This window comes from Mycolicibacterium houstonense (genome assembly GCF_900078665.2).
In the GTDB taxonomy this organism is placed as follows: domain Bacteria; phylum Actinomycetota; class Actinomycetes; order Mycobacteriales; family Mycobacteriaceae; genus Mycobacterium; species Mycobacterium houstonense.
Genome location: NZ_LT546207.1, coordinates 81279 through 107452 on the forward strand (window position 1 = coordinate 81279; position 26174 = coordinate 107452).

Sequence of the window (26174 nt, forward strand, 5' to 3'; positions counted from 1 at the left end):
CGGGGCCGAGCAGGCGCACATGGCCGCGGCCCGGGCCGAGGCCGACCGTCGCGAAGGTCTGGCCCGGTTGGCCGGGCAGGTCGACACGATGCGTACCCGGGTCGAGTCCATCGATGACGGTGTCATGCGGCTGTCGGTCAGCATCGAGGAAGCCGCCACCAAAGCCCAACAGACGCAAGCCGAATTCGAGACCGTGCAGAGCCGGGTCGGGGAGCTCGACGCCGGGGAGGTGGGGCTCGACGAACAGCACGACCGTTCGGTGGCCGCGTTGCGCCTCGCCGACGAACGGGTTGCCGAACTGCAGGCCGCAGAACGAGCCGCCGAACGGCAGGTGGCCTCGCTACGCGCCCGGATCGAGGCCCTTTCGGTCAGCCTGGACCGTCGTGACGGTGCCGCATGGCTGCAGAAGAACCACAGTGGCGCAGGACTTTTCGGCACCATCGGGGAGTACCTGAAGGTGCAGCCGGGGCATGAGGTGGCCGTGGCCGCGGTGCTGGGCGCGGCCGCCGACGCGCTGGCTGCCGAGGATTTCGGGGTTGCCGCGGCGGCTGTTGCCGCNGCGCGCGATACGGTCACCGAACTCAACGCGAAGATCACCGCGCTCACCGATGCGCTGCACCGCGACGAGATGGCCAAAGCCCAGGCGTCACTTCGGATCGAGCAGCTCGAGGCCCAGGTGCTCGAGCAGTTCGGGATGCCCGCGGCCGATTTGATCGCCGAGTACGGTCCGCAGGTCGCATTGCCGCCGAGCGATCTGGAGATGGCGGAGTACGAACAGGCGCGGGAGCGGGGCGAACAGGTCACGGCGCCGGCTCCGATGCCCTTCGACCGGCCGACCCAGGAACGTCGGGCCAAGAAGGCCGAACGGGAGCTCTCGGAGCTGGGCCGCGTGAATCCGCTTGCCCTGGAAGAGTTTGCGGCGCTGGAAGAGCGCTACAACTTCCTGTCGACGCAGCTTGAGGACGTCAAGGCGGCCCGTACCGATCTGCTCGACGTGATCGCCGACGTCGACAACCGGATCCTGCAGGTGTTCACCGAGGCCTACGTCGACGTGGAGCGCGAGTTCGAGCAGGTGTTCTCCACCCTGTTCCCCGGCGGCGAGGGGCGTCTGCTGCTCACCGACCCGAGTGACATGCTCACCACCGGCATCGAGGTCGAGGCCAGGCCGCCGGGCAAGAAGATCAAGCGGCTGTCGCTGCTGTCCGGTGGCGAGAAGTCACTGACCGCGGTGGCGATGCTGGTGGCGATCTTCCGCGCCCGCCCGTCCCCGTTCTATGTGATGGACGAGGTCGAGGCCGCGCTCGACGACGTGAACCTGCGCCGGTTGATCAGCCTGTTCGAGCAGCTGCGGGAGAAGTCCCAGCTGATCGTGATCACTCACCAGAAGCCGACCATGGAGGTTGCCGACGCGCTTTACGGTGTGACCATGCGCGGTGACGGCATCACCAGCGTGATCTCGCAGCGGATGCGCGGGCAGGAACTGGCGCCCACCTCAGGCTGATGCGGGCTATTCCGATCGGTAGACGGCGGGCGGTCCCCAGCCGGGCTCGGTGCCGCAACCGGGGATGGAATCCGCGGGACAACCGCTGTCCTGCCCCGGTTGTGGGGTCGGTGCCGGCGACGGCGGGTCGAGCTTGACGGTGATGCGCGCCGACTTCATGATTCCGCTGGAGGTAAGCGGCCGCTCCCGGTAGAACGCCTTGACCTCGAACGGCTTCGGGATCAGCTGGTCGCTGGTGGCCACCACGTTCCATTTGCCGTCGGTCACGTCTGTTTCGGCCGTCACGAGGGGCGCTTTGGCATTCGGCGCGCCGATCTCTACCCGCACGGCCTCCACGAACGAGCTCGCGGAACCCCACAGTGCGAGCGCCGTGTGCGAGTCACTGAGTTTGGCGTCGTCGATGGAAACGCGTTCTGAGCGTTGGGTTTCGACGATGGGTGTCGGTGTCGTCGGAATGTTGCTGGGCCTGTCGAGCATGTCCGGCAGTACCGCGATCAATGCCGGGCCGAGGGCGCCGATCAGTCCGATGACGGTCGCGGTGATCGCGGACTTCTTCGTGGTGGTGCGTGAGCGGCGGCGTTTCGGGCGCGACTGCGTCGTGGCGCCGACGGCTGATGAGTTCGTAGTCATGGCCGTGTTGCCTTGTTCGTTTGTTGAACTGTCCGCCGACGGTTTGTCGGTTCGGTACGCACATGATCACGCCACGATCACGAGTCGCGCATGCGTAGTGGACTACTCGAATGGCGCCACTGTCGGCCGGGTCGTGACAGGGTGGGGTGAGGTCCGGATTCCCCCGCGGACCCGGACGTCACCCCACCCGCTTGGCGGGCGCCCGCCGGTGCGCCTCGTCGATGTGTCCGGCGCGGCGGTGCTGGCGTGGGTGGGCTTGTGTTTTACGACCTTTCGGGGTNACCTTTCGGGATCGTGGTGACAGGTTTCGGTTGCGCCGAATCGCCGAGTGGCCGCTGGATCCTGCGGACCGGACGCGGCGCATCGCCAGAGGCATCGGCTTGCGGGCGGTCGGCTGTCGCCTTGGGTGAGAGCGCTTGTCGCAATGACTGCCGAATGCGTTCGGGCATCGGTGTGGTCTTGCTCGTGGCGCCTTGGGCGACTTCGCCTCCGCTGGGGGTGGGGAGCACGCGGGTCGGACGAGCGCTGCGAGTGGTTGGTTTGGCCGATGGGGCCGGGGACCGCGGATCGGCGTTGGTGTCGCCGGTGTCGCCCACGTCGATGCCAAGGCCGGCGAGGGCGCTGTGCAGCCCTTCCCTGGCCGCGGCCCGAAGATCGGATGCCAACTTGTCGAGGTTGATGCGGGGGAGCAGTTCTGCGCGGCTCGGGACTCCCATGTGCTCGGGCGTCCGGTCGTAGCCGAGATCGATGAGCACCCGCAGGGTGGGTTCGACGAGACCGAGGAGTGGCTCGGGAAAACCCATGTCCCGCAACGGTTGCAGCAGCGGAAGGTGCTCGGTGTGGATCAGGTAGTAGGTGGTGTTGCCCGAGGTGTGGGATTGGTAGGTGGACGGGTCGTTCAGGTCGATCACCGATGACCCGTAGTTGGGATGCAGGTAGAAGTACCCGAACAGGGCGTTGAGATCGGCCAGCAGGTTCAGCGGATACTTCGGGAAGTCGGCGATCAGGTCGTACTCGCGCGCCACGTCGATCGTCGGGTACTCGTGGTTCGGGGTGGGCCCGTCGAATGTGATCCCGAGGATGGGAACGTACAGGCCCTCGAACCGAGCCAGGATCCCGCCGTTGGGCCGGTTCGGGTTGGCGACGAACACGAACGCCAGCTCGTCGCCCGAGGGCACGACCGCGCCTTGAGCGCGTAGTTCGGCGAGGTTGCGCTTCTCCCGGGTGGCGATGTTGGCGCTCTGCGAGTAACTGACCACGACCTTCTCGCCCGGGGTCGCCAGGATCGCGTTATTGAGGCTGAGCACGCCACGCGCCACCGAGGTGTCGAAACTGAGATCGCCCAGACCGGTGGCGGGCCAGAAGTGCTCCGGCGTCGACACCCATTCCAAGTCGTCCTCGCCGAGATGCCGGTCGGCCAGATAGGTGTTGTTCACCTGTTCCACGTAGCTGCCCGAGCCCCACTGGTGTGGGGCTCCCAGCACCTTCATCCCGGTACCGCCCATGATGAGCGCGGTGGCGGCCAGCTGAACCAGCGTGGTCATGCTCGCCGTCAGCACGAGCCCGACCGTGCCGATCAGTGCGACCAGCGCCACCCCCACCGTCCGAAGCGCACGAATGTGCATTTCTTGTCCTCCCAGTCGCAAAAATCCCGAGGGAAGGACCGCATGCTGCCCAGATGTGCCGTCATTCCCGACCCAGATGGATCGTGAACCACGTCAATAGGTGGTGGCAGCGAATTGTAAAAAATATCTAAAAATAATTATTGATAGAGCTAGAGCCCATTCATCTGAACCCTGATATTGACATGCAGCTAAGCCGTAGAAGTTCTCTACGGCGTGCGAAAGTGTGACGGCACAAGCGTGTGGTGAGTGCAAGATACCGCGTCGGTACAGTCATGTACCACGGTTTTGGGCAACGTAATGTGCCGAGTTTTCCTGCGGACTCGGTGCCTGGCCGCATGGCGGGCCCGGCGCGGGGAGCGGGGCCGGTCGTTGCCGGGCGGTCCCCCTGACACAATGGCGGCGTGACAGAAGGTGCGTTGTTGGGTCTCTGGATCGCTATCGCGGTCGTCGCCGTTCTCGTCGTCATCGCGCTCACCGTGGGGTTGGTGCGGTACCGGCGGCGGCGGATCAGCCTGTCGGAGCGCGACGAGGCGAAACCGATCGACCGATCCGGTGGCTATACGGCGTCCTCGGGCATCACGTTCAGCCAATCGGCCGCACCTACGGCCGAACGCATCGACACCAGCGGGCTGCCCGCGGTGGGCGATGACGCCACGATTCCGCGCGACGCACCCAAACGGACCATCTCCGACGTGCAGCTGCCCGAGCCGCCGGCCGAGGCCGCCGCGCCCCCGGCTGCGACACCCGAAGCGGCTGCGCCCGCAGAACCCGCCGCCCCGGAGGCCCCGGCAGAGGCGGANCGCGCGCGTGGGCGCGGAGGTGGTGCGCGGCAACGAAGGGGCCGATCCGGCATCGGTGGCCTTCGACGCCGTCGACGAGGGAGTCAAGGCCGGCGCCGATGTCGTGGTCATCGACACCGCAGGCCGACTCCACACCAAGACCGGCCTGATGGACGAGCTGGGCAAGGTCAAACGCGTGGTCGAGAAGCGTGCCGCGGTCGATGAGGTGCTGCTGGTGCTCGACGCGACCATCGGCCAGAACAGCCTGCCGCAGGCCAAGGTGTTCGCCGAAGTCGTCGACATCACCGGGGTCGTGTTGACCAAGCTCGACGGCACCGCCAAGGGCGGCATCGTGTTCCGGGTCCAGCAGGAGCTCGGCGTCCCCGTCAAGCTCGTCGGCCTGGGTGAAGGGCCGGACGATCTGGCTCCCTTCGAGCCGGCGGCGTTCGTCGACGCATTGCTCGGCTGAGTCGCAGTCGGAGGGTCTCTCGGGGCCACATCGCATGCGGTGAGCAGCGGGAAACATGAGCGTAACCGTGATCCGGATTGCGTTCACTTTCACGAAACGCAACTGCATCACCGATGAAACGCCGCCAAACGAACCTCATCGGGAGGCCGATGCACGTCGGCGCACTTCCCCGAGGAGGTTCACACAAAGTGGTCTTAGCCCTACCTGACGACGCGTTCGCCGCTTTCGACAGCGGCGATACGGCGTGGGTGCTCGCGAGCGCCGCGCTGGTGCTGCTGATGACGCCGGCCCTGGCGTTCTTCTACGGCGGACTGTCCCGGCAGAAGTCCGTGCTGAACATGATGATGATGTCGTTCGGAGCCCTCGGGGTCGTCAGCGTCATCTACGTGTTGTGGGGCTATTCCATGTCGTTCGCGTCGGCCCACACCAAGGGATCCGACATCCTCGGCATCTTCGACAATCCGTTCTCCCTGTTCGGTCTGAGCCAACTGACCGAGGTCCGGGAGATCGGGGGACAGGAACTCCACGTCATCGGTGGATTCGGTTCGGTGCCCGCCATCGTGTGGGTGGGCTTCCAGCTCACCTTCGCGGTGATCACCGTGGCGCTGATCAGCGGTGCCCTGGCCGAACGCGTCCGGTTCGGCACCTGGCTGGCCTTCGCCGGTATCTGGGTCACCCTCGTGTATTTCCCACTGGCGCACATGGTTTGGGGCGGCGGTCTGCTGTCCAACAACGAGCGTGGCTTCGCCTCCTGGCTGTTCGGGACCACCACGGGTGAGGACGGCACCGCCACGGCCACCGTGGCGCCGATCGACTTCGCCGGCGGCACCGTCGTGCACATCAACGCCGGCATGGCGGCGCTGGTTCTCGTGCTGCTGATCGGTCGCCGACGTGGTTTCGGCAAGATGGCGTTCCGCCCGCACAACATCCCGTGGGTGATGCTGGGTGCCGCGCTGCTGTGGTTCGGCTGGTTCGGTTTCAACGTCGGTTCGGCCGGTGCCGCCGACGCCGCGGCGGGCCTGGTATGGGTGAACACCACCGCGGCCACGGCGGCAGCCATGCTCGGCTGGTTGCTGGTGGAGCGGATCCGCGACGGTCATCCCACCAGTGTCGGCGCGGCCTCCGGCATCGTGGCGGGCCTGGTCGCCATCACCCCGGCCTGTGGCAACCTGAGCCCGGTCGGATCGCTGATCCTCGGGGCGATCGCCGGCGCACTCTCGGCGCTGGCCATCGGTCTCAAATACAAGCTCGGCTACGACGATTCGCTCGATGTGGTCGGTGTGCACCTCGTCGCCGGACTCTGGGGCACCATCGCCATCGGCTTCTTCGCCACCGAGACCGGCCTGTTCTACGGCGGCGGGATCAAGCAGTTGGTCGTGCAGTTCGTGATCGCTGCCGTGGCAACCGCGTTCACCGCGATCATGACTGCCATCATTGCCTTGGCCCTCAAGCCGTTGGGCTGGCGTATCACAGAGGAAGATGAGGCCACCGGTATCGATGAGACCGAGCATGCGGAAACGGCTTACGAGCTCGCCTGATCGGGAACAATTGCCCTGGAAGGGATGGAATTTATGAAGCTGATTACTGCGATCGTCAAGCCGTTCACGCTGGAGGATGTCAAGACCGGTCTGGAGCAGACGGGCATTCTGGGCATGACCGTCAGCGAGGTACAGGGCTACGGCCGTCAGAAGGGCCACACCGAGGTCTACCGGGGCGCGGAATACTCGGTCGACTTCGTGCCCAAGGTTCGGGTTGAGGTCGTCGTCGACGACTCCGCGGTCGACAAGGTCGTCGACGTCATCGTGCAGGCCGCACGCACCGGCAAGATCGGTGACGGCAAGGTGTGGGTCAGCCCGGTGGACACGGTGGTCCGTGTGCGCACCGGCGAGCGGGGCGCCGACGCCCTGTAGGGCGCGGCCGGTCGAACAGGGGATCGACCGAGTCTCCCGGCCGGGACCGTGGGCGTTGGTAGGCAGTCGGCCGGGGGAGGAGTCCAAATGACAGAGCAGCAGCCAGAATCCACCCACGAGCGCTCGCGTGACGAGCCGGCCGGAGCAGGGGCTCCGGTCGGCTCGTCACGGCCCGCCAAGGATCTGGCGGCGGCCACCGGCCAGCTGCTCAGCGGGGGTTCGCGTCAACTGGACGCGGCCGCATTGCGCGATGCATTACTCGATCTGCACGAATTCTGGCTCACCACAAAGGCCGCCGAGATCGGTATCACCCCGACGAGTGGATTTTCGATCGTGGCCACCGGCGGCCTCGGGCGCGGCGAGATGTTGCCGTACTCCGACCTCGACCTCACGCTCCTGCACGACAACATGCCGGTCGAAATCGTCTCCGAGGTGGCCGAGAAGCTCTGGTATCCGCTGTGGGATGCCAACATTCGGATAGACCACAGCGTCCGCACCGTGCCACAGGCGCTCAAGGTGGCCGGCGAGGACATCGCGGTGGGGCTGGCCATGCTCGACGCCCGCCACATCGCCGGCGACGCCGACCTCTCGGCACTGTTGGTTGGCGGTGCGCGCCGACAATGGCGGATCGGAATCGCGCCCCGGTTCGGCGAACTCGTCGAGCACGCGCAGGCCCGGTGGGAGCGCAGTGGCCAGATCGCCCACCGCGCCGAACCGGACCTGAAGTCGGGCCGAGGCGGGCTGCGTGATGTCCAGCTGCTCAACGCGCTTGCCATAGCGCAACTTACCGACGTGTATCCGAGCCGCGCCCTGGCCTCACCGACCGGCACCCTGGGCGAGGCCCACCTGGCGTTGCTGAACGTTCGCACCGAACTGCATCGCGCCTCCGGCCGCGGTCGCGAGCTGTTGTTGGCCCAACATGCCGACGAGATCGGCGCGGCCCTGCGGATCGGCGACCGGTTCGATCTGGCCCGCATGCTGTCGGATGCGGCCCGCACAGTCAGCTACTACGTCGACTCGGGGATTCGCACCGCCGCCAACGCTTTACCGCGCCGTGGCTTCGCGGCCCTTCGCCGGCCCGTTCGCCATCCCCTCGACGAGGGGGTGATCGAGTACGGCGGTGAGGTGATCCTGGCCCGCGACGCCCGGCCCGAACGCGATCCCGGCCTGATCCTGCGGGTGGCCGCCGCGTCGGCGACCACCGGGTTGCCGATGGCGGTGTCCACGCTGAGCCGGCTCGCCGAAACGGCGCCGGAGTTGCGCACGCCGTGGCCGCGCCAGGCGCTCAAAGACCTGTTGGTGTTGCTGGCTTCCGGCCCCGCCGCGGTGGCCACGATCGAGGCACTGGACCGCACCGGGCTGTGGGGCCGGCTGTTCCCCGAGTGGGGTGCGGTGCGTGACCTGCCGCCGCGCGATGTCGTGCACACCTGGACCGTGGACCGACATTTGGTCGAAACCGTTTCGCGGGCAAGCGCTTTCACCACCCGCGTGTCGAGGCCCGACCTCCTGCTGCTGGGTGCGCTCTGCCACGACATCGGCAAGGGCCGCGGCGGTGACCACAGCGTGATCGGGGCCGAGCTGGCCACCCAGATCGGCACCCGGCTGGGGATGTGGCCGTCCGACATCGAGCTGCTCTCCAAGATCGTCCGCTACCACCTGCTGCTGCCCGAGACCGCGACGCGACGAGATCTGCAGGACCCCAAGACCATTGACGCGGTCGCCGACGCGCTCGGCGGCGACATGGTGCTGCTGGAGCTGCTGCACGTGCTGGCCGAGGCCGATTCGCTGGCCACCGGGCCGGGCGTGTGGGGAGATTGGAAGGCCTCGCTGATCGGCGACCTGGTGCGCCGGTGCCGGCTTGTGATGGCCGGCGAACCGCTGCCCCAACCCGATCCGATCGAGCCGCGGTTCCTGGCGCTGGCCGCCGAGGTCGGTGTGCACGTCGAGCTCACGCCCGGCGATGGTCCGCACATCTACAACGTCACGATGATCGCCGCGGACCGGCGCGGCCTGCTGTCCAAGGCCGCCGGTGTCCTGGCGTTGAACTCGCTTCGGGTGCACTCGGCGTCGGTCAACAGTCACGAGGGTTCGGCGATCAACACCTTCGTGGTGTCCCCGCACTTCGGTGCGCCACCGCCGGCCGAACTGCTGCGCCAGCAGTTCATCCTGGCCCTCGACGGCGAACTGGACGTGATCGGTGCGCTGGAGCGTCGTGACCGTGAGTCCGCCCAGCAGCCGAGCACCCGGGCCGGGGAGATCCTGGCCGCGGTGCCGGCCAACCATGTGCCCGCCCCACCGCGCATCCTGTGGTCCGCCGGCAGCGCTCCGACAGAGCTGATCGCCCAGATCCGCACGATCGACCGCGCCGGGCTGCTGGCGCGGCTGACCGCGGTGTTCGAGCGGGACGGAGTGGACGTCGCCTGGGCCAAGGTGACCACGCTCGGCTCGTCGGTGGTCGACGTGTTCTGCATCACGGCACCGGCATCGGCGGGCGGCGAGGCCTGTCTTTTTTTCAAACATTGTATTGGTATAGAGAAACGTNTGATCGGTACGCGAAGATTGGCCGCGTGACCAATTTCGCGGGCTCGAACTTCGGCAACGGTGTGCCGCCCGGCTATGGCCATGGCTATGGCGCGGGTTATGGCGCACCGCAGCAGCTTGGCCATGGAGCGCCGTATGGCTATCCGGCTCCGGCTCCGGTTCCTGCGCCGGAGCCGGAACGGTTCTCGCCGGCCGCACAGACAGTCATCAGCGGCTCGTTGTTGGTGCCCGCGATCCTGATCTTGTTCCTTGAGTCGCTGCTGCGGCAGGCATCCTGGGCGAAGGAGTGGTCCGAACCGCTGCGCAATGTGTGGTACCTGGCGTGCAACTCCCTGCCGTGGCTGTACCTCCTGGTGGTCGTCGCATTCTGGGCGCGACGTAACCGACGGGTTGCCGGCGTGGGCCTCGTCATCGCGATGGCGATGCTCGACACGGCGCTGGCGGCGGCCTACCTGTGGTACCCCTCGATCTACGAGATGACCGGCGATTCACCCGCGCTGATGTGGGTCCTGGACGCGGCTCCCGTCCTGATCGCGGTGGGCCAGGCTGCTGCGTGGGGAGTCGCGCGCCGACGCGGCAAGGTCTGGCCCGTCGGTCTGATCGCGACCGTGGTGCTGGCCACCGTCGACCAGGTGGTCCGTCAGTCGCTGATCCGCGACGCGGTACGCGACCATGACTCCTTCACCGGTGGCTGGTGGAACCAATGGTGGGGCGTGGCGGCCACGAGCCTGGGCATCTTCGTGCTGTCGTGCCTGATCTGCTGGGCGGTGGACGCCATGGGTTCCGGCGCGCGGCGCACAACCACACCACAATTCGGCGGCCGCTAGGCTTACCACGTGTTTGAGAGCCTGTCTGACCGGTTGACCGGAGCCCTGCAGGGCCTGCGTGGCAAGGGACGCCTGACCGACGCGGACATCGACGCCACCGCGCGCGAGATCCGGCTGGCCCTGCTCGAGGCCGACGTCTCGCTGCCGGTCGTGCGAGCGTTCGTCGCGCGCATCAAGGACCGTGCGAAGGGCGCCGAGGTGTCCGCCGCGCTGAACCCCGCGCAGCAGGTGGTCAAGATCGTCAACGAGGAGCTGATCAGCATCCTCGGCGGCGAGACCCGTCAGCTGGCGTTCGCGAAGAACCCGCCGACGGTCATCATGCTGGCCGGTCTGCAAGGTGCCGGTAAGACCACGCTGGCCGGCAAGCTGGCGAAATGGCTCAAGGGACTGGGCCACACCCCGTTGCTGGTGGCCTGTGACCTGCAGCGGCCCGGTGCGGTCAACCAGCTGCAGATCGTCGCCGAACGTGCCGGAGTGGGCGTTTTCGCGCCGCATCCGGGCACCTCGCCCGATGGTCTGGAGATCGGTGGGCACGGGGATCCGGTCGCGGTCGCCTCGGCCGGTCTGGCCGAGGCCAAGGCCAAGCATTTCGACGTGGTCGTCGTCGACACCGCCGGTCGCCTCGGCATCGACGAGGAGCTGATGGGGCAGGCCGCGGCCATCCGCGACGCCGTGAAACCCGACGAGACCCTGTTCGTGCTCGACGCGATGATCGGCCAGGACGCGGTCGCCACCGCCGAGGCGTTCCGCGAAGGCGTCGGCTTCACCGGCGTGGTGTTGACCAAGCTCGACGGCGATGCCCGCGGTGGTGCGGCGCTGTCGGTGCGTGAGATCACCGGTGTGCCCATCCTGTTCGCCTCCGCGGGGGAGAAGCTCGAAGACTTCGACATCTTCCACCCCGACCGCATGGCCAGCCGGATCCTGGGGATGGGCGATGTGCTCACCCTGATCGAGCAGGCCGAGCAGGTCTTCGATCAGCAGAAGGCCGAGGAGGCCGCGGCCAAGATCGGTTCGGGCGAGCTGACGCTGGAGGACTTCCTCGAGCAGATGCTGGCGATCCGCAAGATGGGTCCGATCGGAAACCTGCTGGGCATGCTGCCCGGGGCGGGCCAGATGAAGGACGCGCTGGCCGCCGTCGACGACAAGCAGCTGGACCGGGTGCAGGCCATCATTCGCGGCATGACGCCCGCCGAGCGGTCCGATCCCAAGATCATCAACGCGTCGCGCCGGCTGCGGATCGCCAACGGCTCCGGTGTCACGGTCTCGGAGGTCAACCAGCTCGTCGACCGGTTCTTCGAGGCCCGCAAGATGATGTCGTCGATGGCCGGCCAGATGGGCATGCCGTTCGGCCGCAAGAACTCGACGCGCAAGGCGGCCAAGGGCAAGAACAAGCAGGCCGGCAAGAAGAAGGGTCGCGGGGGCCCGACACCGCCCAAGAACCGGAACCCATTCGGCAATCCGGGCGCACTGCCTGCCGGTTTCCCCGACCTGTCGAACATGCCGAAGGGCCTGGACGAACTACCGCCCGGCCTCGCTGACATCGATCTGTCCAAGCTGAAATTCCCGGGCCAGAAGTAGCCCCGGTGCAGGCGCTCCACCTGCGGGGTCGCGGGCTCCCTGACGGTGAGCCCGTCGAGTGGTGGATCGATCGTGGCGTGCTGAGCGCCGAGCCGATCGCCAACGCCGACAACGTCTTCGACGGCGGCTGGATCATTCCCGGCTTGGTCGACGCGCACTGCCACGTCGGGCTGGGCCCCGGTGGCGCCGTCTCGCTGGACGAGGCGGTGACCCAGGCCGAGACCGAGCGTGACGCCGGTGCGCTGTTGCTGCGCGACGCCGGTTCACCGGTGGACACCCGCAGCTTCGACGAGCGCGAGGACCTGCCACGCATCATCCGGGCCGGGCGTCATCTCGCCCGCCCCAAACGCTATTCGCCCGGGCTGCCGATCGACATCGAAGACGAGTCGCAGCTGCCCGCGGCGGTCGCCGAGCAGGCCCGCTTCGGCGATGGCTGGGTGAAACTGGTCGGCGACTGGATCGACCGCGGCGTCGGCGACCTCGCCCCGCTGTGGTCCGACGATGTCCTCAACGCGGCGATCGACGCGGCGCATGCCGAGGGCGCGCGGGTCACCGCGCACGTGTTCGGCGAGGAGGCCCTGCCCGGGCTCATCAACGCCGGTATCGACTGCATCGAGCACGGCACCGGAATCACCGACGACACCATCGAATTGATGCTGGAGCACGGCACCGCGCTGGTGCCGACCCTGATCAACATCGAGAACTTTCCCGGCATCGCCGACGCGGCGGGCAAATACCCGACCTACGCCAGGCACATGCGCGATCTCTATGCGACCTGCGCCCAACGCGTCGGTGCGGCGCACGAGGCCGGGGTGCCGATCTTCGCGGGTACCGACGCCGGCGGGATGATCGCCCACGGTCGCATCGCCGACGAGATCGAGGCACTCAAGCGCATCGGGATGAGCCCCACCGCCGCGCTCGGGGCGGCCAGTTGGGATGCCCGGGCCTGGCTGGGCAGGCCCGGACTGAAGCATGGGGCGTCCGCGGACCTGCTGTGCTTCGCCGAGGATCCACGGGTCGTCGGGGTGGGCCGGCCGGATCTGGTGATCCTGCGCGGTCGCGTCTACTGACCGGCGATTTGTGCACCTGCGGTAACGCCCACCGTTACCGCAGGTGCACAAATCACTCGTCTCAGTACACGTCGCGCAGATACCGATGGGTCTTGATCAGGTCGTTGACGTAGGCGTGTGCCGCGTCGGCATCCATCCCGCCGGCCTGGGCGACGATCTCGTGCAGGGCGGCATCCACGTCCTTGGCCATGTGTTCGGCGTCGCCGCACACGTAGAGGTGGGCGCCGTCCTGCAGCCAACCGAACAACTCCGCCGCTTGCTCCCGCATGCGTTGCTGCACATAGACTTTCGTGTCCTGGTCGCGGGAGAACGCCAGATCCAGCCGGGTCAGCGCGCCGGACTCGACGAATCCGAGCAATTCCTCGCCGTAGAGGAAGTCGGTGTTGCGGCGCCGGTCCCCGAAGAACAGCCAGGAGCGTCCTGGCGCGGCGACGGCCTGCCGTTCCTGCAGGAACGCCCGGAACGGCGCGATGCCGGTGCCCGGCCCGATCATGATGATCGGCACGTCGCCGGCCGGCAGCCGGAAATGATGGTTCGGGCGCAGGTGTACCCGGACGGTCTGGCTGCGCTCGGCCAGGTAGGTCGACGCCACGCCGCCGTGTCGGCGATCGCCCGCGGCATAGCGCACCGTCGCCACGGTCAGGTGTACCTGATCGGGGTGGACCAGCGGGCTCGACGCGATCGAGTAATCGCGGAACTGCAACGGGCGCAACGTGTCGATGACTTCGTCGACCGTGAGATCGGCCCGCCGGATGAGATCGAGGACGTCCTCGCCGTAGGCGGCGGCGCCGGCCATTTCCTGCAGGGCGCGCGAGGGTGTGCGGATCTCCAGGTGCTCGGTCAGCAGGACACCGAGGGTTTCGTCCGCATCGGCCGGCCGGTAGTCGGGGCCCACGCCGAGCTCGGCCAGGATCGCCGCGATCAGCCCGGGGTCGTTGGCGGCGTGGACGGCCAGCGAATCGCCGGCCTCGTAGTTGATTCCGGACCCGGTGAGGTCGAGCTCGTAGTGCCGGACCTCTTTGTCCGATTCGGCTGCGGTGAGCAGGCGATTGACCGTCAGCGCAACGCCGGCGGGGCGGTTGCGGTCCTGGCCGCGCGCCGGGGGATCGGCCGGCGCGGTGACGACGGCGGCAGCGGGACCGGCCTGAGTGGCGGTGAGCTGTTTGACGAGGTCGGTGGTCCAGGCCGCGGCCGGCTCTTCGTAATATCCGTCGACGTCGACGCGGTCGGCGAGCCGGGTGGCGCCCAGTTCCTCCAGCCGGGCGTCGAGGAGTTTCCCTGCGTTGCAGAACAATTCGTATGACGTGTCACCGAGGGCCAGCACCGCGAAGCTCAGGTGTTCCAGCCGCTCGGTGGAGGCGCTGATCGCCTCCCAGAACAAGGTCGCCGTGTCGGGGAACTCGCCGTCGCCGAACGTCGAGGTGACCACGATGAAATGCGTTGTGGTGCTGAGTTGGTCGAGCTCGACCTGATTGAGCTCGACCGCCTCGGCCGGGATCCCGGCGGCGGTGCTGGCCTCCGCGAAGCTCATGGCGGCGTCTTCGGCATTGCCCATGTCGGTGCCGTAGGCGACCACCAGCGAGAACTCACGGTCGGACACATCGGCTCCCCTCGGTCGCGCGCGGCGACACCGCGCGAATTTAGGGTGACCTTAGTTCGTCGTGACTCCCAGTGGGGCGCTCCCTTTCGGCCCTCGCGGGCCCGCGTCAGTGGGAGAATCCGTAGTCGAACAGGTTGATCGCCTGACCGTAGAGATCGCCGGTGCCATACATCTGGACCACGATCAGGCGGCGGTTACCGCGTTGGGCGGCACCGACATACGTCTTGCGGGCGAGATTCGTGTATCCGGTCTTTCCGGCGATGTCGCCGGGGTAGCGCTGCAGCAGTTCGTTCTGGTTCGTCAGGGTCTTGCCGGGAAACTGCGCCGACGGCTGGCGCATGATGTGCGCGATCAGTGGATAGCCCAGCGCGGAGCGCAGGATCACCGCGAGGTCGTGCGGGGTGGTGACCGATTCCCAGCCGGGGCCATCGAGCCCGGACGGCGAGGCGGCCCGGGTGTTGCGGGCGCCCACGCCGGCCGCTTTGCGGTTCATGGCCGCCACCGCCACCCGCGGGCCGCCGAGCATGTCGGCGAGCATGTTCGCCGCGTCGTTGCCCGACACCATTAGCAGCGCTTCGAGCAGTTGGCGGGTGGTGTACGGCTGGCCCGGCTTCAGGCCGACACACGAGCACTCGACCTTGGTGTGGGACTGGTTGGCCCGGGCGAAGTTGTCGGGCCGGAGGTTGTCGAGCACCACCATGGCCAGCAGCGGTTTGATGGTGCTGGCCGGGGCGTACGAGCCGTGGGGGTCCTTGGAGGCCAGCACCCTTCCGGTGTCCATGTCGGCGACGAGCCAGGCCTTGGCCGGGCCGTCGGCAAGCTGGGCACCGGCCGGTTGAACGTCTGGCTGCGCGGCGACCGGAGGAGCCGCGACGATCGTTGTGGTCGACGCGGCCAACGCCGTGCCGAAGCCGAGCGCGAGCGTCACGAACAGTCTTCGCACGAGCGCCGAGGCTACGGAGCCGAGGACTCGATCCGTGCGCGGTCAGGTTTCCTTCAGATATCGGCTCGGCGCGGGTCGGGTCACAGCGATCCGATGCTGGACGACCGATCCTGGGCGAAACCCCAATCCAGCAGCGTCGCGGCCTGATCCCAGTACGTCGGGCCGCCTTCCTTCACCAGCCCGTACATCATCGCGACCACCAGACGGCGCCCGTCGCGCTGGGCGGCGCCGACGAACGTCTTGCGGGCGATGTCGGTGAAGCCCGTCTTGCCGCCGATGGCGCCGGGATAGCGGTGCAACAGCTCGTCCTGGTTGATGAGTACACGGTCGCCGGTCTTGCTCGGAAAGGTCGTCGAGGGCATCGCGGTGATCTGCGCGAACACCGGGTTGGCCATCGCGCCCCGGAAGATCAACGCCAAGTCGTGCGGTGTAGACCAGAACGGCATCCCGGGCCCGTCCAATCCGGACGGGGTCGCGACGTTGGTGTTGTGCGCCCCGAGGGCCGCCGCCTTGGCGTTCATCTTGGCCACGGCCGCCTCCGGCCCGCCGACCATGCGGGCCAGGGTGTTGGCGGCGTCGTTGCCCGACGCGAGCAGTGCGGCCTCCAGCAGCTGGCGCGCGGTGTAGGTCTGTCCCGGCGCTACACCGGCGCAGTTGCACTCGACCTTGGTGTCGGCCTCGTCGGCCACGATCGTCGTGTCGAGCGGCACCTCGTCGAGCACCACCTGAGCCAGCAGCGTCTTGATCGTGCTCGCCGGTGCGTAGCGGATGTGTTCGTTGCGGGCGGCCAGCACCTGACCGCTGTCCAGATCGGCCACCACCCAGCCCTGGGCGGGTCCGTCCGGGATCGGTGCCGACCCGACCTGCTGCACCTCGATGTCGGCCCGGGCCGGCGTGGCGCCGATCAGGGTCGAGACCGGAATCAGCGCGGCGATCATCACAACTGCGAAGCTGACGAACCTCCCCATGGCGGGTGAGCCTAATCGTGTTGAATCGAGACATGTTGAGCCTGGCCGAGATTTCGGACCGCATGGAAATCCAGCAATTGCTGATCGACTACTCCACGGCGATAGACCGCCGGGTGTTCGACGATCTCGATGCGGTGTTCACACCCGACGCCTACATCGACTACCGGGCGATGGGCGGGATCGATGGTCAGTATCCGGAGGTCAAGGCCTGGCTGGCCGAGGTGCTGCCCAACTTTCCGGCCTATGCCCACATGCTGGGTAACTTCGATGTCCGGATCGATGGAGACACAGCGTCCTCGCGCACCATCTGCTTCAACCCGATGGTGCTGCCCGGTCTGGAACAACAGGTGTTGTTCTGTGGGCTGTGGTACGAGGACGAGTTCGTGCGGACCGACGACGGCTGGCGGATGAGCCGCCGCGTCGAGACCAAGTGCTTCGACAAGGTGGTCTGAGCCGCCGGCAACGATTTTGGCGGATACTGCCTGCTCTGGCACAATTGTCGGCTGTCTGCCGCGCGACTCGTTCAATGCGCTGCGCGGTGGTCACACACGTAAGGCAAAACCGGATCGGGCAATTCCGCCCGCATCGCCGAATTGCAGCGTGACACTCAAGGAGAAGTCTTACCCATGGCTGTCAAGATCAAGCTCACCCGGCTTGGCAAGATCCGCAACCCCCAGTACCGCATCGCCGTCGCCGACGCGCGCACCCGCCGCGAAGGCCGCGCCATCGAGGTCATCGGCCGCTACCACCCCAAGGAAGAGCCGAGCCTGATCGAGATCGATTCGGAGCGCGCGCAGTACTGGCTGGGTGTCGGTGCTCAGCCCACCGAGCCGGTCCTGGCCCTGCTGAAGATCACCGGTGACTGGCAGAAGTTCAAGGGCCTGCCGGGCGCCGAGGGCACGCTGAAGGTCAAGGAGCCCAAGCCGTCCAAGCTGGAGCTGTTCAACGCGGCGCTGGCCGAGGCCGAGAGCGGCACCGGTGCCGCGGCCGTCACGCCGAAGAAGAAGAAGGCTCCTGCGAAAAAGGATCAGCAGGACGAGACCTCTGCTGCTGAGGCCCCGGCTGCTGAGGCCGCTGCCGACGAAGCCGCAAGCGAGAGCTGAGCATCACGGTGAGTTCTGTCGTGGTCGACGCCGTCGAGCACCTGGTCCGCGGGATCGTGGACAATCCCGACGACGTACGCGTCGACATGGTCACCAGCCGCCGTGGACGGACCGTCGAGGTGCACGTGCACCCCGATGACCTGGGCAAGGTCATCGGCCGCGGCGGCCGCACCGCCACCGCGCTGCGCACCCTGGTCGCGGGCATCGGTGGGCGCGGAATCCGCGTCGACGTGGTGGACACCGACCAGTAGTTTCGGATACATGGACCTGGTTGTCGGGCGGGTTGTCAAAGCTCACGGCATTACCGGTGAGGTCGTCGTCGAGGTCCGTACCGACGACCCCGACGCTCGGTTCGCTCCTGGCGTGGCCCTTCGGGGCCGCGCCAAGGGCGGTGCCGAGCGCAGCTTCGCCGTCGAATCGGTGCGTGAGCATGCCGGTCGGCTGCTGATTCGCCTGGCCGGCGTCGCCGACCGCAACGCTGCCGACGAGTTGCGCGGGACGGTGTTCATCGTCGACACCGCCGACCTTCCCGAGATCGACGATCCCGACGAGTTCTACGACCATGAACTCGAAGGCCTGCGGGTCGAAACCGTTGACGGCACCCCTGTTGGCGTGGTGCGTGAGGTGTTGCACACCGCGGCGGGGGAGCTGTTGTCGGTCAAGGCCGATGGCGACGGCCGCGAGGTATTGGTGCCGTTCGTCTCGGCCATCGTCACCTCGGTGTCCCGGGACACCGGCACCGTTGTCATCGATCCCCCCGATGGTCTGCTGAACCTGGACCAGGTCTGACGGGCGACGCAGTGCGCATTGACGTCGTCACGATCTTCCCGGCCTACCTGGATCCGATCCGGCAGTCGTTGCCGGGCAAGGCGATCGACGCGGGCATCCTCTCGGTGGCCGTGCACGACCTGCGGAACTGGACCCATGACGTGCACCGGTCGGTCGATGACTCGCCGTACGGCGGCGGCCCGGGAATGGTCATGAAGGCGCCGGTCTGGGGCGCGGCGCTCGACGAAATCTGTTCTGACGAAACACTTCTGGTGGTGCCGACGCCGGCGGGACGGCTGTTCACCCAGGCGGTGGCCGAACGCTGGAGCGCAGAGTCGCACCTGGTGTTCGCCTGCGGCCGGTACGAGGGCATCGACCAGCGGGTGGCCGACGACGCGGCCCGCCGGATGCGGGTCGAAGAGGTTTCGATCGGCGACTACGTGCTCAACGGCGGTGAGTCGGCGGCACTGGTGATGATCGAGGCCGTGGTCCGGCTGATGCCAGACGTTCTGGGTAATCCCGCTTCGCATCAACAGGATTCGCATTCCGACGGCCTGCTCGAGGGCCCCAGTTACACCCGCCCGAAGAGCTGGCGCGGGCTCGACGTGCCCGACGTGTTGTTGTCGGGCGACCATGCCAAGGTCGAGGCGTGGCGACGCGAGCAATCGCTGCAGCGCACCCGCGAGCGCCGGCCGGACCTGCTCGACTAGCTTCCGCCGAGATCGGCCGGCTAGATCCGGCCGCCGGGGAACATGGTCTTGACCGCGTCGGTGATGGTGGTGCGGGCGGTCGCGGCATTGGTGGGCTGCAGCGAACCGATCACCATGATGAACCGACGGTCGGGGCCGATCACTCCCGTCGACAGGTGCATCCAATCCGAACCGATGCAGCACATCCAGCCCTGCTTGACCGCCACCGGCTCGGTGAACAGGCCGTCGGGGATGCCGAAGCGCTGCGGGTAGATGCCGCCCGGTTGGGTGCCGTCGACCGCGTTCGGGGTGGACTGGGCCAGATTGGACAGGATGACGTTGGCCTGCTCGGCGGGCAGGCCGCCGCGGCCGTTCATCAGCATGTCGTAGTAGCGCACCAGGTCTGCCGCGGTGCTGGTGGTGTTCCACCACCGTCCGTCGTTCGGTGGCCGGGTCGCGCCCAGGCCGTAGCGGCCGGTGACCCGGTCGATGATGTCGCTGCCGCCGCTGCGGTTCCAGAAGACCTCGGCAGCGCTGTCGTCGGAGGACCGCAGCATCACGTCGAGGTTCTCGCGGTCCTCGGGACTCAGGACCGTCTGCCCCTTGGCCTCCTGCAGCAGCAGGTCGTCGGCGATGAACAGCTTCACCACCGACGCGATCGCGATGGTCGTGGTGTTTCCGTTGGAGACCAGCTGGCCGGTGTTGCGGTCGAGGACCAGCACGGTGATCTCCGCGCCGGCATCGGCCGCATCGTCGGTGGCCTGCTGCGTGCGGTCCTGAAGGCCGTCGAATGAGGCGGCGGGCTCGCCGGGCGATGCCTCGGGCAGCGGAGCCATGCTGCCCTGCGGCGCGACCACGGTCAGCTGAGGTGCGGCGGGCGGATCCGGGGGGGGGGCGGACACCCCGGCTTCGCACCCCGGGACCGCTACTAGGGCCGTGGCGGCCATTTTCCGTCCACCNCTGGCTGCGCTCGCCACCGTGCGCTTCGACGGCCGCCGTCGCATGGTCCTCCTTGAACCGTCGATGAAGTCCGATGGGCTCTGCGGCACAGGCACATCGGTGGGTGAAAGCCTAACCGCTCGCCTGCGCCGGCGCGTCGTTGGTCAGGCTCGAAGTATGCTGCATCGGTCGCCCCGGATCGGGGGGCCGGACTCACCGGATTTCACGGTATGGGGACCCGTCTGGCACAATTGACAAGTTGTCTGCGCAGGGCTGGGCCGGCATGCCCGAGTTCCGCTGCGAGATACACCCCGATACACCCGAAAATAGCTTCGGCCGCGCCCCCGTGCGTGCCGCCCGGAGCCGCGAACAACAAGGAAGTGTCACCGATGAACACGCTGGACTTCGTCGATCAGGCGTCGCTGCGCGACGACATCCCGACCTTCAGCCCCGGCGACACCGTCAACGTGCACGTGAAGGTGATCGAGGGCTCCAAGGAGCGCATCCAGGTCTTCAAGGGCGTCGTGATCCGTCGCCAGGGTGGCGGCATCCGCGAGACCTTCACCGTGCGTAAGGAGAGCTACGGCGTCGGAGTCGAGCGGACCTTCCCGGTGCATTCGCCCAACATCGATCACATCGATGTCGTGACCCGCGGTGACGTGCGTCGCGCCAAGCTCTACTACCTGCGCGAACTGCGTGGCAAGAAGGCGAAGATCAAGGAAAAGCGCTGAGCGCGCTGCTCCGCCTGACGAAGCTCTCGTCGCGGGACCGGTCACGACGCTCGCTACTGTGGTGCCTGTGACCGGGCCCACCGACTCTGCCGACGCGCGCTCGGACGGCAGCCTCGAATCCGACTCCGATTCCGATTCCGACGCAGCGCAGCCCGCTGACGGGGAAACTCCGGACGAGTCGCCCAAGCGCAAGCACTCCACGGCACGCGAGATCGCCATTCTGGCGTCGATCGCGCTGGTGCTCTATTACGTGACGCTGACGTTCATCGCACGGCCGTACCTGATTCCCTCGGAATCCATGGAGCCGACGCTGCACGGCTGCGCCGGGTGCGTGGGCGACCGGATCATGGTCGACAAGCTCACCTACCGGTTTTCCGAGCCGGAACCGGGCGACGTGGTGGTGTTCAAGGGCCCGCCATCGTGGAACGTCGGCTACAAGTCGATCCGGTCGGACAACACCGCCATCCGCTGGGTCCAGAACGCGCTGTCGTTTGTCGGCTTCGTGCCGCCGGACGAGAACGACCTGGTCAAGCGCGTGATCGCAGTGGGTGGTCAAACGGTGCAGTGCCGTGCCGATACCGGACTGACCGTCGATGGCAAACGCCTCAACGAGCCGTACCTGGATCCGGCCACGATGATGGCCGATCCGTCCGTGTATCCGTGCCTGGGACCTGAGTTCGGGCCCGTCACCGTCCCACCTGACCGGCTGTGGGTGATGGGCGACAACCGGACCCACTCGGCTGACTCACGTGTGCACTGCGACAGCCCGATCAGTCACCCGGGGGAGAATCCCGTGCGGGAACGCGTGCTGTGTACCGGCGATCCGATGGCCGGCACCGTTCCGGTGGAGAATGTAATCGGAAAGGCACGGTTCATCGCCTGGCCGCCGTCCCGCTGGGGCGGCATCAACGGCGTGAACCCGCAGACCGACTCCTAGGAGCTGCCCTGTGCCTCCAGTGGTGAAGACGTCGTGGCCGCCTCGCACGGTGATCCGGAGGTCGTCGGGCCTGCGCACGCTGGAATCCGCGTTGTATCGCAACGGTCTGGGGCCGGTCGCCGGTGTCGACGAGGTCGGGCGCGGCGCCTGCGCCGGACCGCTGGTGGTGGCGGCCTGCGTGCTCGGGCCCAATCGGATGGACAGCCTGGCCGCCCTGAACGATTCCAAGAAGCTGCTCGAGCGGGAACGTGAACGGCTGTTCCCGTTGATCCGCCGGTATGCCCTGGCGTACCACGTGGTGGTCATCCCGTCCGACGAGGTGGACCGGCTCGGCGTCCACGTGGCCAACATCGAGGGCATGCGCCGTGCGGTGGCGGGCTTGTCGGTGCGGCCCGGATATGTCTTGTCCGACGGGTTTCGGGTGCCCGGCCTGGCGGTGCCCTCCCTGCCGGTGATCGGGGGAGACGCCGCGGCCGCCTGCATCGCCGCGGCCAGCGTGCTGGCCAAGGTCAGCCGCGATCGGTTGATGGTGGACATGGAGAATCACCATCCCGGTTACGGGTTCGCCGAGCACAAGGGCTACAGCACGCCCGCCCACACCGCCGCGCTGGCCGAGTTGGGGCCGTGTGTGCAGCACCGGTACTCGTATGTGAACGTGCGGCGGGCCGCGGACATCACTGACTGGCGGCGGGGTGCCCAGATAACGGACGTGCGGCGGGATTCGGCACCAATGCGGCATGCTGAAACGGCGTACGCAAAGATGGGCGACAAGGCATCAGCACAACCAGAAGGACAGCACACCAGATGAGCGCCGAGGATCTCGAGAAGTATGAAACCGAGATGGAGCTCTCGCTGTACCGCGAATACAAGGACATCGTCGGGCAGTTCAGCTACGTCGTCGAGACCGAGCGCCGGTTCTACCTGGCCAACAGTGTCGAGCTGATTCCGCGTAACTCCGAGGGCGAGGTCTACTTCGAGCTGAGGCTCGCCGACGCCTGGGTGTGGGACATGTACCGCCCGGCCCGGTTCGTCAAGCAGGTGCGGGTGATCACCTTCAAAGATGTGAACATCGAAGAGGTGGAGAAGCCCGAGCTGCGGTTGCCGGAGTAAGCAGGCGGGGCCATGGCGACACCGGCAGTTCAGGACGTTCGTGCCAGGGCTGATGCGGTGCTGGCCCGCCTGCCGGAGGTGCGCGCCTGGCAGGAGCCGCTGTACCGGGATCTGCATCGGCACCCCGAGCTGTCGCACCAGGAACGGCGTACCGCAGGCATCGTCGCCGCGCGATTGCGCGAATCCGGGCTGACCGTCCACGAGGGGGTCGGTGGAACCGGTGTGGTCGGAGTGCTCGGCAACGGGGACGGCCCGCGGGTGCTGTTGCGTGCGGACATGGATGCCCTGCCGGTGACCGAGGCGACCGGACTGCCGTACGCGAGCTCGCAGGCCGGAGTGATGCATGCGTGCGGACACGATGTCCACGTGGCGTGCCTGTTGGGAGCCGCCGACCTGTTCGCCCGTGCGACGGATCAGTGGAGTGGCACCGTGATCGCGGTGTTCCAGCCCGCCGAAGAAGTCGGCGACGGGGCCCGCGGCATGGTCGACGACGGGCTGGCCGATCTTGTCGGCCCCGTCGATGTGGCGATGGCCCAGCACGTGTTTCCGGCGCCGGCCGGGCAGCTGCGCACGCGCAGCGGCCCGGTGTTGTCTGCGGCCGACAGCATGAGGATCACTGTCTACGGCCGCGGTGGGCACGGTTCGATGCCGCATGCCACGGTGGATCCGGTGGTGCTGGCCTCGATGATCGTCATTCGCTTGCAGACGATCGTGTCGCGCGAGGTGGATCCGGCGCAGACGGTCGTCCTGACCGTCGGCAGCATTCAGGCGGGGGCCAAGAGCAACGTCATCGATGACCACGCGGTGCTGGCGCTCAACCTGCGCACGTTCGACGAATCGGTGCGCACCGCGGTGCTCGCGGCGATCCGGCGCGTGGTGATCGCCGAGTGCCAGGCGTCCGACTCGCCGCGCGAGCCGGAATTCGAGTTGTACGAGAGCTTTCCGCTGACCGTCAACGACGATGCGGTGACGGCTCGTGTCGAGGCCGCCTTCGGCGCGTACTTCGGGGACCGGGTGCAGACCATGCCGGCGGCATCCGCCAGTGAGGACTTCGGCGATATTCCGGCAGCCCTGGATGCGCCCTACACCTATTGGGGGTTCGGCGGTATGGACGAGCAGGCCTTCCGCGCCGCCGTGGCCGCCGGCCGTGCGGGCGCGGATATCCCGGTGAACCATTCGCCGCGCTTCGCGCCGGTGATCCAGCCGACGCTGGACACCGGCACCCAGGCGCTGGTGGTGGCCGGGCTCAGTTGGCTTTAGCCGCCAGGTGCTCGCCGAAGAAGGCGAACACCCGGGACCAGGCGTCGGCGGTGGCCGCCTCGTTGTAGCCGAAGCCGGTGATCCGCAAAAAAGCCTGGCCGGGCAGTTGGTTGGCGAAGCTGTGGCCGGCGTCGGGGTAGACCTTGATGTCGGCCGGGATGTTCTTCTCGTCGACGATGCGCTGCAACTTTGCCGGTGCGCCGATACCGGCGGGGTCCCGGCGGCCGAAGCTGGCCACGACCGGACACAAGGCGTCCAGAACCTGGTCGAGCCGTTTGGGCAGGGGCGTGCCGTAGAACGGGGCGGAGGCACCGAAACCTTTGGGGCCCATGATGAGTGCGAACTGCCCACCCATGCAGAACCCGGCGATGCCGATGCTTCCGGTGCATTGCGGATGCGCGCGCAGGTGATCCCGAGCGGCCAGAATGTCGTCGAGCGCGCGGCCGCGCTGCGTGAGCAGTTCGCGGAACACTCGGGTGATGCATCGGGCCCGGCCGCCGCGGGAGTAGAGGTTGGGGGTGAGTGCCAGATACCCGGCCGCCGCGACCCGCTCGGAGATCGCCTCGTTGTCGGGCCCGTATCCGATCGCGTCGTGGATGATCACTACCCCGGGCCACGGCCCGTCACCATCGGGGACGTTGAGCAGGGCGTCGATCGGACCGGCCGGAGTGTCCACGGTGATCGTCGTCACCTGACCGAGCCTAACCCGAGCGCTTCAGGTTCCGCAGAACGTGCGGTACGGGCCGAAGTCGTCGGGTGCGGGGACGGCATACCGGTCCAGGCCGGGGCGCTCGTCGTAGGGCGCCGCGAGCGCCCGCATGAGGTGCTCGAACGGGTCGAGGTTGCCGTCACCGGCCGCCTGCAGGGCTTCTTCCACCAGATGGTTGCGGGGGATGTAGATCGGGTTCACTCGATCCATGGCGTCGGCGTCGGGGTTCAGCGCCAGCCACCGCTCCCGCCACCCGTCGAATCCCGGCCGGTCCAGTGGCCCGGCATCGCCGCCGCGGGCGACGCGGGCGAGGATGCGCCACGCCGAGGTGTAGTCGAGCCGGTGCTGTTGCAGCAGCGTCAGGATGTCCTCGATGAGGGCTTTGGCGGTGGTGACGTCGACGTCGACCGGGAGTCCGAGTTTGGCCCGCATGCCGGCGGTCCAGGCCGCGTCGAACTGAGGGCCGAAGCCGTGCAGCGCCTCGGTGGCCGGTTCGATGGCGTCCTCGGCGTTCTCGGCGATCAGTGGTAGCAGGGTTTCGGCGAAGCGGGCCAGGTTCCAGGCGGCCACGGTGGGTTGATTGCCGTAGGCGTACCGGCCGCCATGGTCGATAGAGCTGAATACCGTTGCGGGATCGAAACTTTCCATGAAGGCGCACGGCCCGTAGTCGATGGTCTCGCCCGAGATGGTCATGTTGTCGGTGTTCATCACGCCGTGCACGAATCCGGCCAGCATCCACTGGGCCAGCAGCGTGGCCTGAGCCGAGATCACCGCCTGATAGAGCGCCAGGTACGGGTTGTCGGCGTCGGCCGCGGCGGGGTGGTGGCGGGCGATGGCGTGGTCGGCCAGCCGCCGCAACAGCCCGCCATCCCCGGTGGCCTGAGGGTGCAGGCCGGCGTACTGGAAACTGCCGACCCGCAGATGGCTGCGCGCGATCCGGGCCAGCACCGCACCCGGTAGCAGGGTCTCGCGCCGGACCTCACGCCCGGTGGCCACCACGGCCAGTGACCGGGTGGTGGGAATACCCATGGCGTGCATGGATTCGCTGACGATGTACTCGCGCAGCATGGGCCCGACGACGGCCAGGCCGTCGCCGCCGCGGGCGAACGGGGTGCGTCCCGATCCTTTGAGGTGCAGATCCCGCAGGCCGCCATCGGGGCCGGCGAGCTCGCCGAGGAGCAGGGCGCGGCCGTCGCCCAGGCGCGGGACGAATCCGCCGAATTGGTGCCCGGCGTAGGCCTGGGCGACCGGGGTGGCTCCGTCGGGGACGACGGTGCCCAACAGCAGGCCGAGCCCCTCGGGGCTGCGCAGCCAGGCCGCATCGAGTCCGAGCTCGGCGGCCAGCGTCTCGTTGAGCACCAGCAGCTGCGGTGCGGGAGCAGGCTCGGCCTGCCATGCGACGGCCATCTCGGGCAGGTCGCGGGCGAATCGGTTGTCCAGTCCGCCGTGGGAGGGCCCGGTCGTGTCGGGTGCGACGCTCACGTTTC

General features: G+C 67.7%; 24 protein-coding genes and 2 pseudogenes. 18 read left to right on the forward strand and 8 right to left on the reverse strand.

The features are described 5' to 3' along the window. Positions 1-1501: AAA family ATPase (locus tag BN4332_RS00445; RefSeq protein ID WP_160110788.1), on the forward strand; the 1501-nt coding region annotated here is incomplete at its 5' end. Positions 1502-1507: 6 nt separating this feature from the next. Here the strand turns inward: BN4332_RS00445 and BN4332_RS00450 are convergent. Then, the gene (locus BN4332_RS00450) at positions 1508-2131 is read right to left on the reverse strand and encodes a hypothetical protein (protein ID WP_066896087.1); all 624 of its coding nucleotides are present in this window, start codon (positions 2129-2131) and stop codon (positions 1508-1510) included. 263 nt (positions 2132-2394) lie between these two features. Then, positions 2395-3756 carry a PE-PPE domain-containing protein gene (locus BN4332_RS00455; RefSeq protein ID WP_084459131.1) on the reverse strand — a complete coding sequence of 454 codons (1362 nt, stop codon included), beginning with the start codon at positions 3754-3756 and terminating at the stop codon, positions 2395-2397. Positions 3757-4157: 401 nt separating this feature from the next. Between BN4332_RS00455 and BN4332_RS00460 the strand changes: the two are divergent. The 7 genes and pseudogenes from BN4332_RS00460 (at position 4158) to BN4332_RS00490 (ending at position 12930) form a co-directional block, all read left to right on the forward strand. Continuing rightward, positions 4158-5004, forward strand: a pseudogene (locus BN4332_RS00460) (hypothetical protein). Positions 5005-5192: 188 nt separating this feature from the next. Continuing rightward, complete coding sequence (locus BN4332_RS00465; RefSeq protein WP_066896093.1) at positions 5193-6542, forward strand: ammonium transporter; 1350 nt, start codon at positions 5193-5195, stop codon at positions 6540-6542. Positions 6543-6575: 33 nt separating this feature from the next. Beyond that, positions 6576-6914: a P-II family nitrogen regulator gene (locus BN4332_RS00470; RefSeq protein WP_003881099.1), complete on the forward strand. Its 339-nt coding sequence runs from the start codon at positions 6576-6578 to the stop codon at positions 6912-6914. A gap of 87 nt (positions 6915-7001) precedes the next feature. Further along, positions 7002-9401 (forward strand): annotated as a pseudogene (locus tag BN4332_RS00475) ([protein-PII] uridylyltransferase); the annotation flags it as partial. Positions 9402-9481: 80 nt separating this feature from the next. Further along, the gene (locus tag BN4332_RS35005; protein WP_066896099.1) at positions 9482-10282 is read left to right on the forward strand and encodes a hypothetical protein; all 801 of its coding nucleotides are present in this window, start codon (positions 9482-9484) and stop codon (positions 10280-10282) included. A gap of 9 nt (positions 10283-10291) precedes the next feature. Further along, complete coding sequence (gene ffh, locus BN4332_RS00485; RefSeq protein ID WP_066896102.1) at positions 10292-11860, forward strand: signal recognition particle protein; 1569 nt, start codon at positions 10292-10294, stop codon at positions 11858-11860. 5 nt (positions 11861-11865) lie between these two features. Continuing rightward, positions 11866-12930, forward strand: coding sequence for a metal-dependent hydrolase family protein (locus BN4332_RS00490; RefSeq protein ID WP_066896105.1), 1065 nt, complete (start codon positions 11866-11868; stop codon positions 12928-12930). Positions 12931-12991: 61 nt separating this feature from the next. On the opposite strand, the gene BN4332_RS00495 is transcribed toward BN4332_RS00490, so the two are convergent. The 3 genes from BN4332_RS00495 to BN4332_RS00505 form a co-directional block, all read right to left on the reverse strand. Next, the gene (locus BN4332_RS00495; RefSeq protein ID WP_066896450.1) at positions 12992-14485 is read right to left on the reverse strand and encodes a diflavin oxidoreductase; all 1494 of its coding nucleotides are present in this window, start codon (positions 14483-14485) and stop codon (positions 12992-12994) included. Between the two features lie 151 nt (positions 14486-14636). Beyond that, complete coding sequence (locus BN4332_RS00500; RefSeq protein WP_066896108.1) at positions 14637-15473, reverse strand: D-alanyl-D-alanine carboxypeptidase; 837 nt, start codon at positions 15471-15473, stop codon at positions 14637-14639. A gap of 80 nt (positions 15474-15553) precedes the next feature. Next, on the reverse strand, positions 15554-16441 hold the full coding sequence (locus tag BN4332_RS00505) for a D-alanyl-D-alanine carboxypeptidase family protein (RefSeq protein ID WP_066896111.1): 888 nt from the start codon (positions 16439-16441) through the stop codon (positions 15554-15556). A gap of 32 nt (positions 16442-16473) precedes the next feature. Here BN4332_RS00505 and BN4332_RS00510 point away from each other — a divergent pair, with 32 nt between their 5' ends. The 5 genes from BN4332_RS00510 to trmD all read left to right on the forward strand — a co-directional run bounded on the left by BN4332_RS00510 (position 16474) and on the right by trmD (position 19022). Beyond that, positions 16474-16893, forward strand: coding sequence for a nuclear transport factor 2 family protein (locus BN4332_RS00510; protein ID WP_066896114.1), 420 nt, complete (start codon positions 16474-16476; stop codon positions 16891-16893). Positions 16894-17067: 174 nt separating this feature from the next. Continuing rightward, the gene (gene rpsP / locus BN4332_RS00515) at positions 17068-17544 is read left to right on the forward strand and encodes a 30S ribosomal protein S16 (protein WP_066896116.1); all 477 of its coding nucleotides are present in this window, start codon (positions 17068-17070) and stop codon (positions 17542-17544) included. Positions 17545-17552: 8 nt separating this feature from the next. Further along, the gene (locus BN4332_RS00520; RefSeq protein WP_003881089.1) at positions 17553-17795 is read left to right on the forward strand and encodes an RNA-binding protein; all 243 of its coding nucleotides are present in this window, start codon (positions 17553-17555) and stop codon (positions 17793-17795) included. 10 nt (positions 17796-17805) lie between these two features. After that, a complete protein-coding gene (gene rimM, locus BN4332_RS00525) occupies positions 17806-18333 on the forward strand; it encodes a ribosome maturation factor RimM (protein WP_066896118.1) in 528 nt (175 codons plus the stop codon). An 11-nt stretch (positions 18334-18344) separates the two neighbouring features. After that, entirely contained in the window at positions 18345-19022 is a 678-nt protein-coding gene (trmD, locus tag BN4332_RS00530) for a tRNA (guanosine(37)-N1)-methyltransferase TrmD (RefSeq protein ID WP_066896121.1), read from the forward strand. Between the two features lie 20 nt (positions 19023-19042). On the opposite strand, the gene BN4332_RS00535 is transcribed toward trmD, so the two are convergent. Beyond that, positions 19043-20005: a serine hydrolase gene (locus BN4332_RS00535; RefSeq protein WP_066896124.1), complete on the reverse strand. Its 963-nt coding sequence runs from the start codon at positions 20003-20005 to the stop codon at positions 19043-19045. A 324-nt stretch (positions 20006-20329) separates the two neighbouring features. On the opposite strand from BN4332_RS00535, the gene rplS reads away from it, so the two are divergent. The 5 genes from rplS to BN4332_RS00560 all read left to right on the forward strand — a co-directional run bounded on the left by rplS (position 20330) and on the right by BN4332_RS00560 (position 23978). Continuing rightward, positions 20330-20671 (forward strand): 50S ribosomal protein L19, encoded by a 342-nt coding sequence (gene rplS / locus BN4332_RS00540; protein WP_029372100.1) that lies wholly within the window; start codon positions 20330-20332, stop codon positions 20669-20671. 67 nt (positions 20672-20738) lie between these two features. Then, entirely contained in the window at positions 20739-21608 is an 870-nt protein-coding gene (gene lepB / locus BN4332_RS00545; protein WP_066896126.1) for a signal peptidase I, read from the forward strand. Positions 21609-21630: 22 nt separating this feature from the next. Then, positions 21631-22416 carry a ribonuclease HII gene (locus BN4332_RS00550; protein ID WP_066896452.1) on the forward strand — a complete coding sequence of 262 codons (786 nt, stop codon included), beginning with the start codon at positions 21631-21633 and terminating at the stop codon, positions 22414-22416. Next, the gene (locus BN4332_RS00555; RefSeq protein ID WP_003881082.1) at positions 22413-22718 is read left to right on the forward strand and encodes a DUF2469 domain-containing protein; all 306 of its coding nucleotides are present in this window, start codon (positions 22413-22415) and stop codon (positions 22716-22718) included. The genes BN4332_RS00550 and BN4332_RS00555 overlap by 4 nt, the downstream gene beginning before the upstream one ends. Before the next feature lie 57 nt (positions 22719-22775). Beyond that, positions 22776-23978: an amidohydrolase gene (locus BN4332_RS00560; RefSeq protein ID WP_066896129.1), complete on the forward strand. Its 1203-nt coding sequence runs from the start codon at positions 22776-22778 to the stop codon at positions 23976-23978. Here the strand turns inward: BN4332_RS00560 and BN4332_RS00565 are convergent. Both BN4332_RS00565 and BN4332_RS00570 read right to left on the reverse strand, forming a co-directional pair. After that, positions 23965-24669, reverse strand: coding sequence for a dienelactone hydrolase family protein (locus BN4332_RS00565; RefSeq protein WP_066896132.1), 705 nt, complete (start codon positions 24667-24669; stop codon positions 23965-23967). The two genes, BN4332_RS00560 and BN4332_RS00565, sit on opposite strands and share 14 nt — an antisense overlap. A 24-nt stretch (positions 24670-24693) precedes the next feature. Beyond that, positions 24694-26169 (reverse strand): protein adenylyltransferase SelO, encoded by a 1476-nt coding sequence (locus BN4332_RS00570; RefSeq protein ID WP_066896135.1) that lies wholly within the window; start codon positions 26167-26169, stop codon positions 24694-24696. Between the last annotated feature and the right edge of the window lie 5 nt (positions 26170-26174).

Coding starts and splice junctions, on each gene's coding strand:
- BN4332_RS00450 (WP_066896087.1), bottom strand. CDS start 2,131: ATGACTACGAACTCATCAGCCGTCGGCGCCACGACGCAGTCGCGCCCG.
- BN4332_RS00555 (WP_003881082.1), top strand. CDS start 22,413: ATGAGCGCCGAGGATCTCGAGAAGTATGAAACCGAGATGGAGCTCTCG.
- BN4332_RS00495 (WP_066896450.1), bottom strand. CDS start 14,485: ATGGGCAATGCCGAAGACGCCGCCATGAGCTTCGCGGAGGCCAGCACC.
- BN4332_RS00470 (WP_003881099.1), top strand. CDS start 6,576: ATGAAGCTGATTACTGCGATCGTCAAGCCGTTCACGCTGGAGGATGTC.
- BN4332_RS00505 (WP_066896111.1), bottom strand. CDS start 16,441: ATGGGGAGGTTCGTCAGCTTCGCAGTTGTGATGATCGCCGCGCTGATT.
- rplS (WP_029372100.1), top strand. CDS start 20,330: ATGAACACGCTGGACTTCGTCGATCAGGCGTCGCTGCGCGACGACATC.
- rimM (WP_066896118.1), top strand. CDS start 17,806: ATGGACCTGGTTGTCGGGCGGGTTGTCAAAGCTCACGGCATTACCGGT.
- rpsP (WP_066896116.1), top strand. CDS start 17,068: ATGGCTGTCAAGATCAAGCTCACCCGGCTTGGCAAGATCCGCAACCCC.
- BN4332_RS00510 (WP_066896114.1), top strand. CDS start 16,474: ATGTTGAGCCTGGCCGAGATTTCGGACCGCATGGAAATCCAGCAATTG.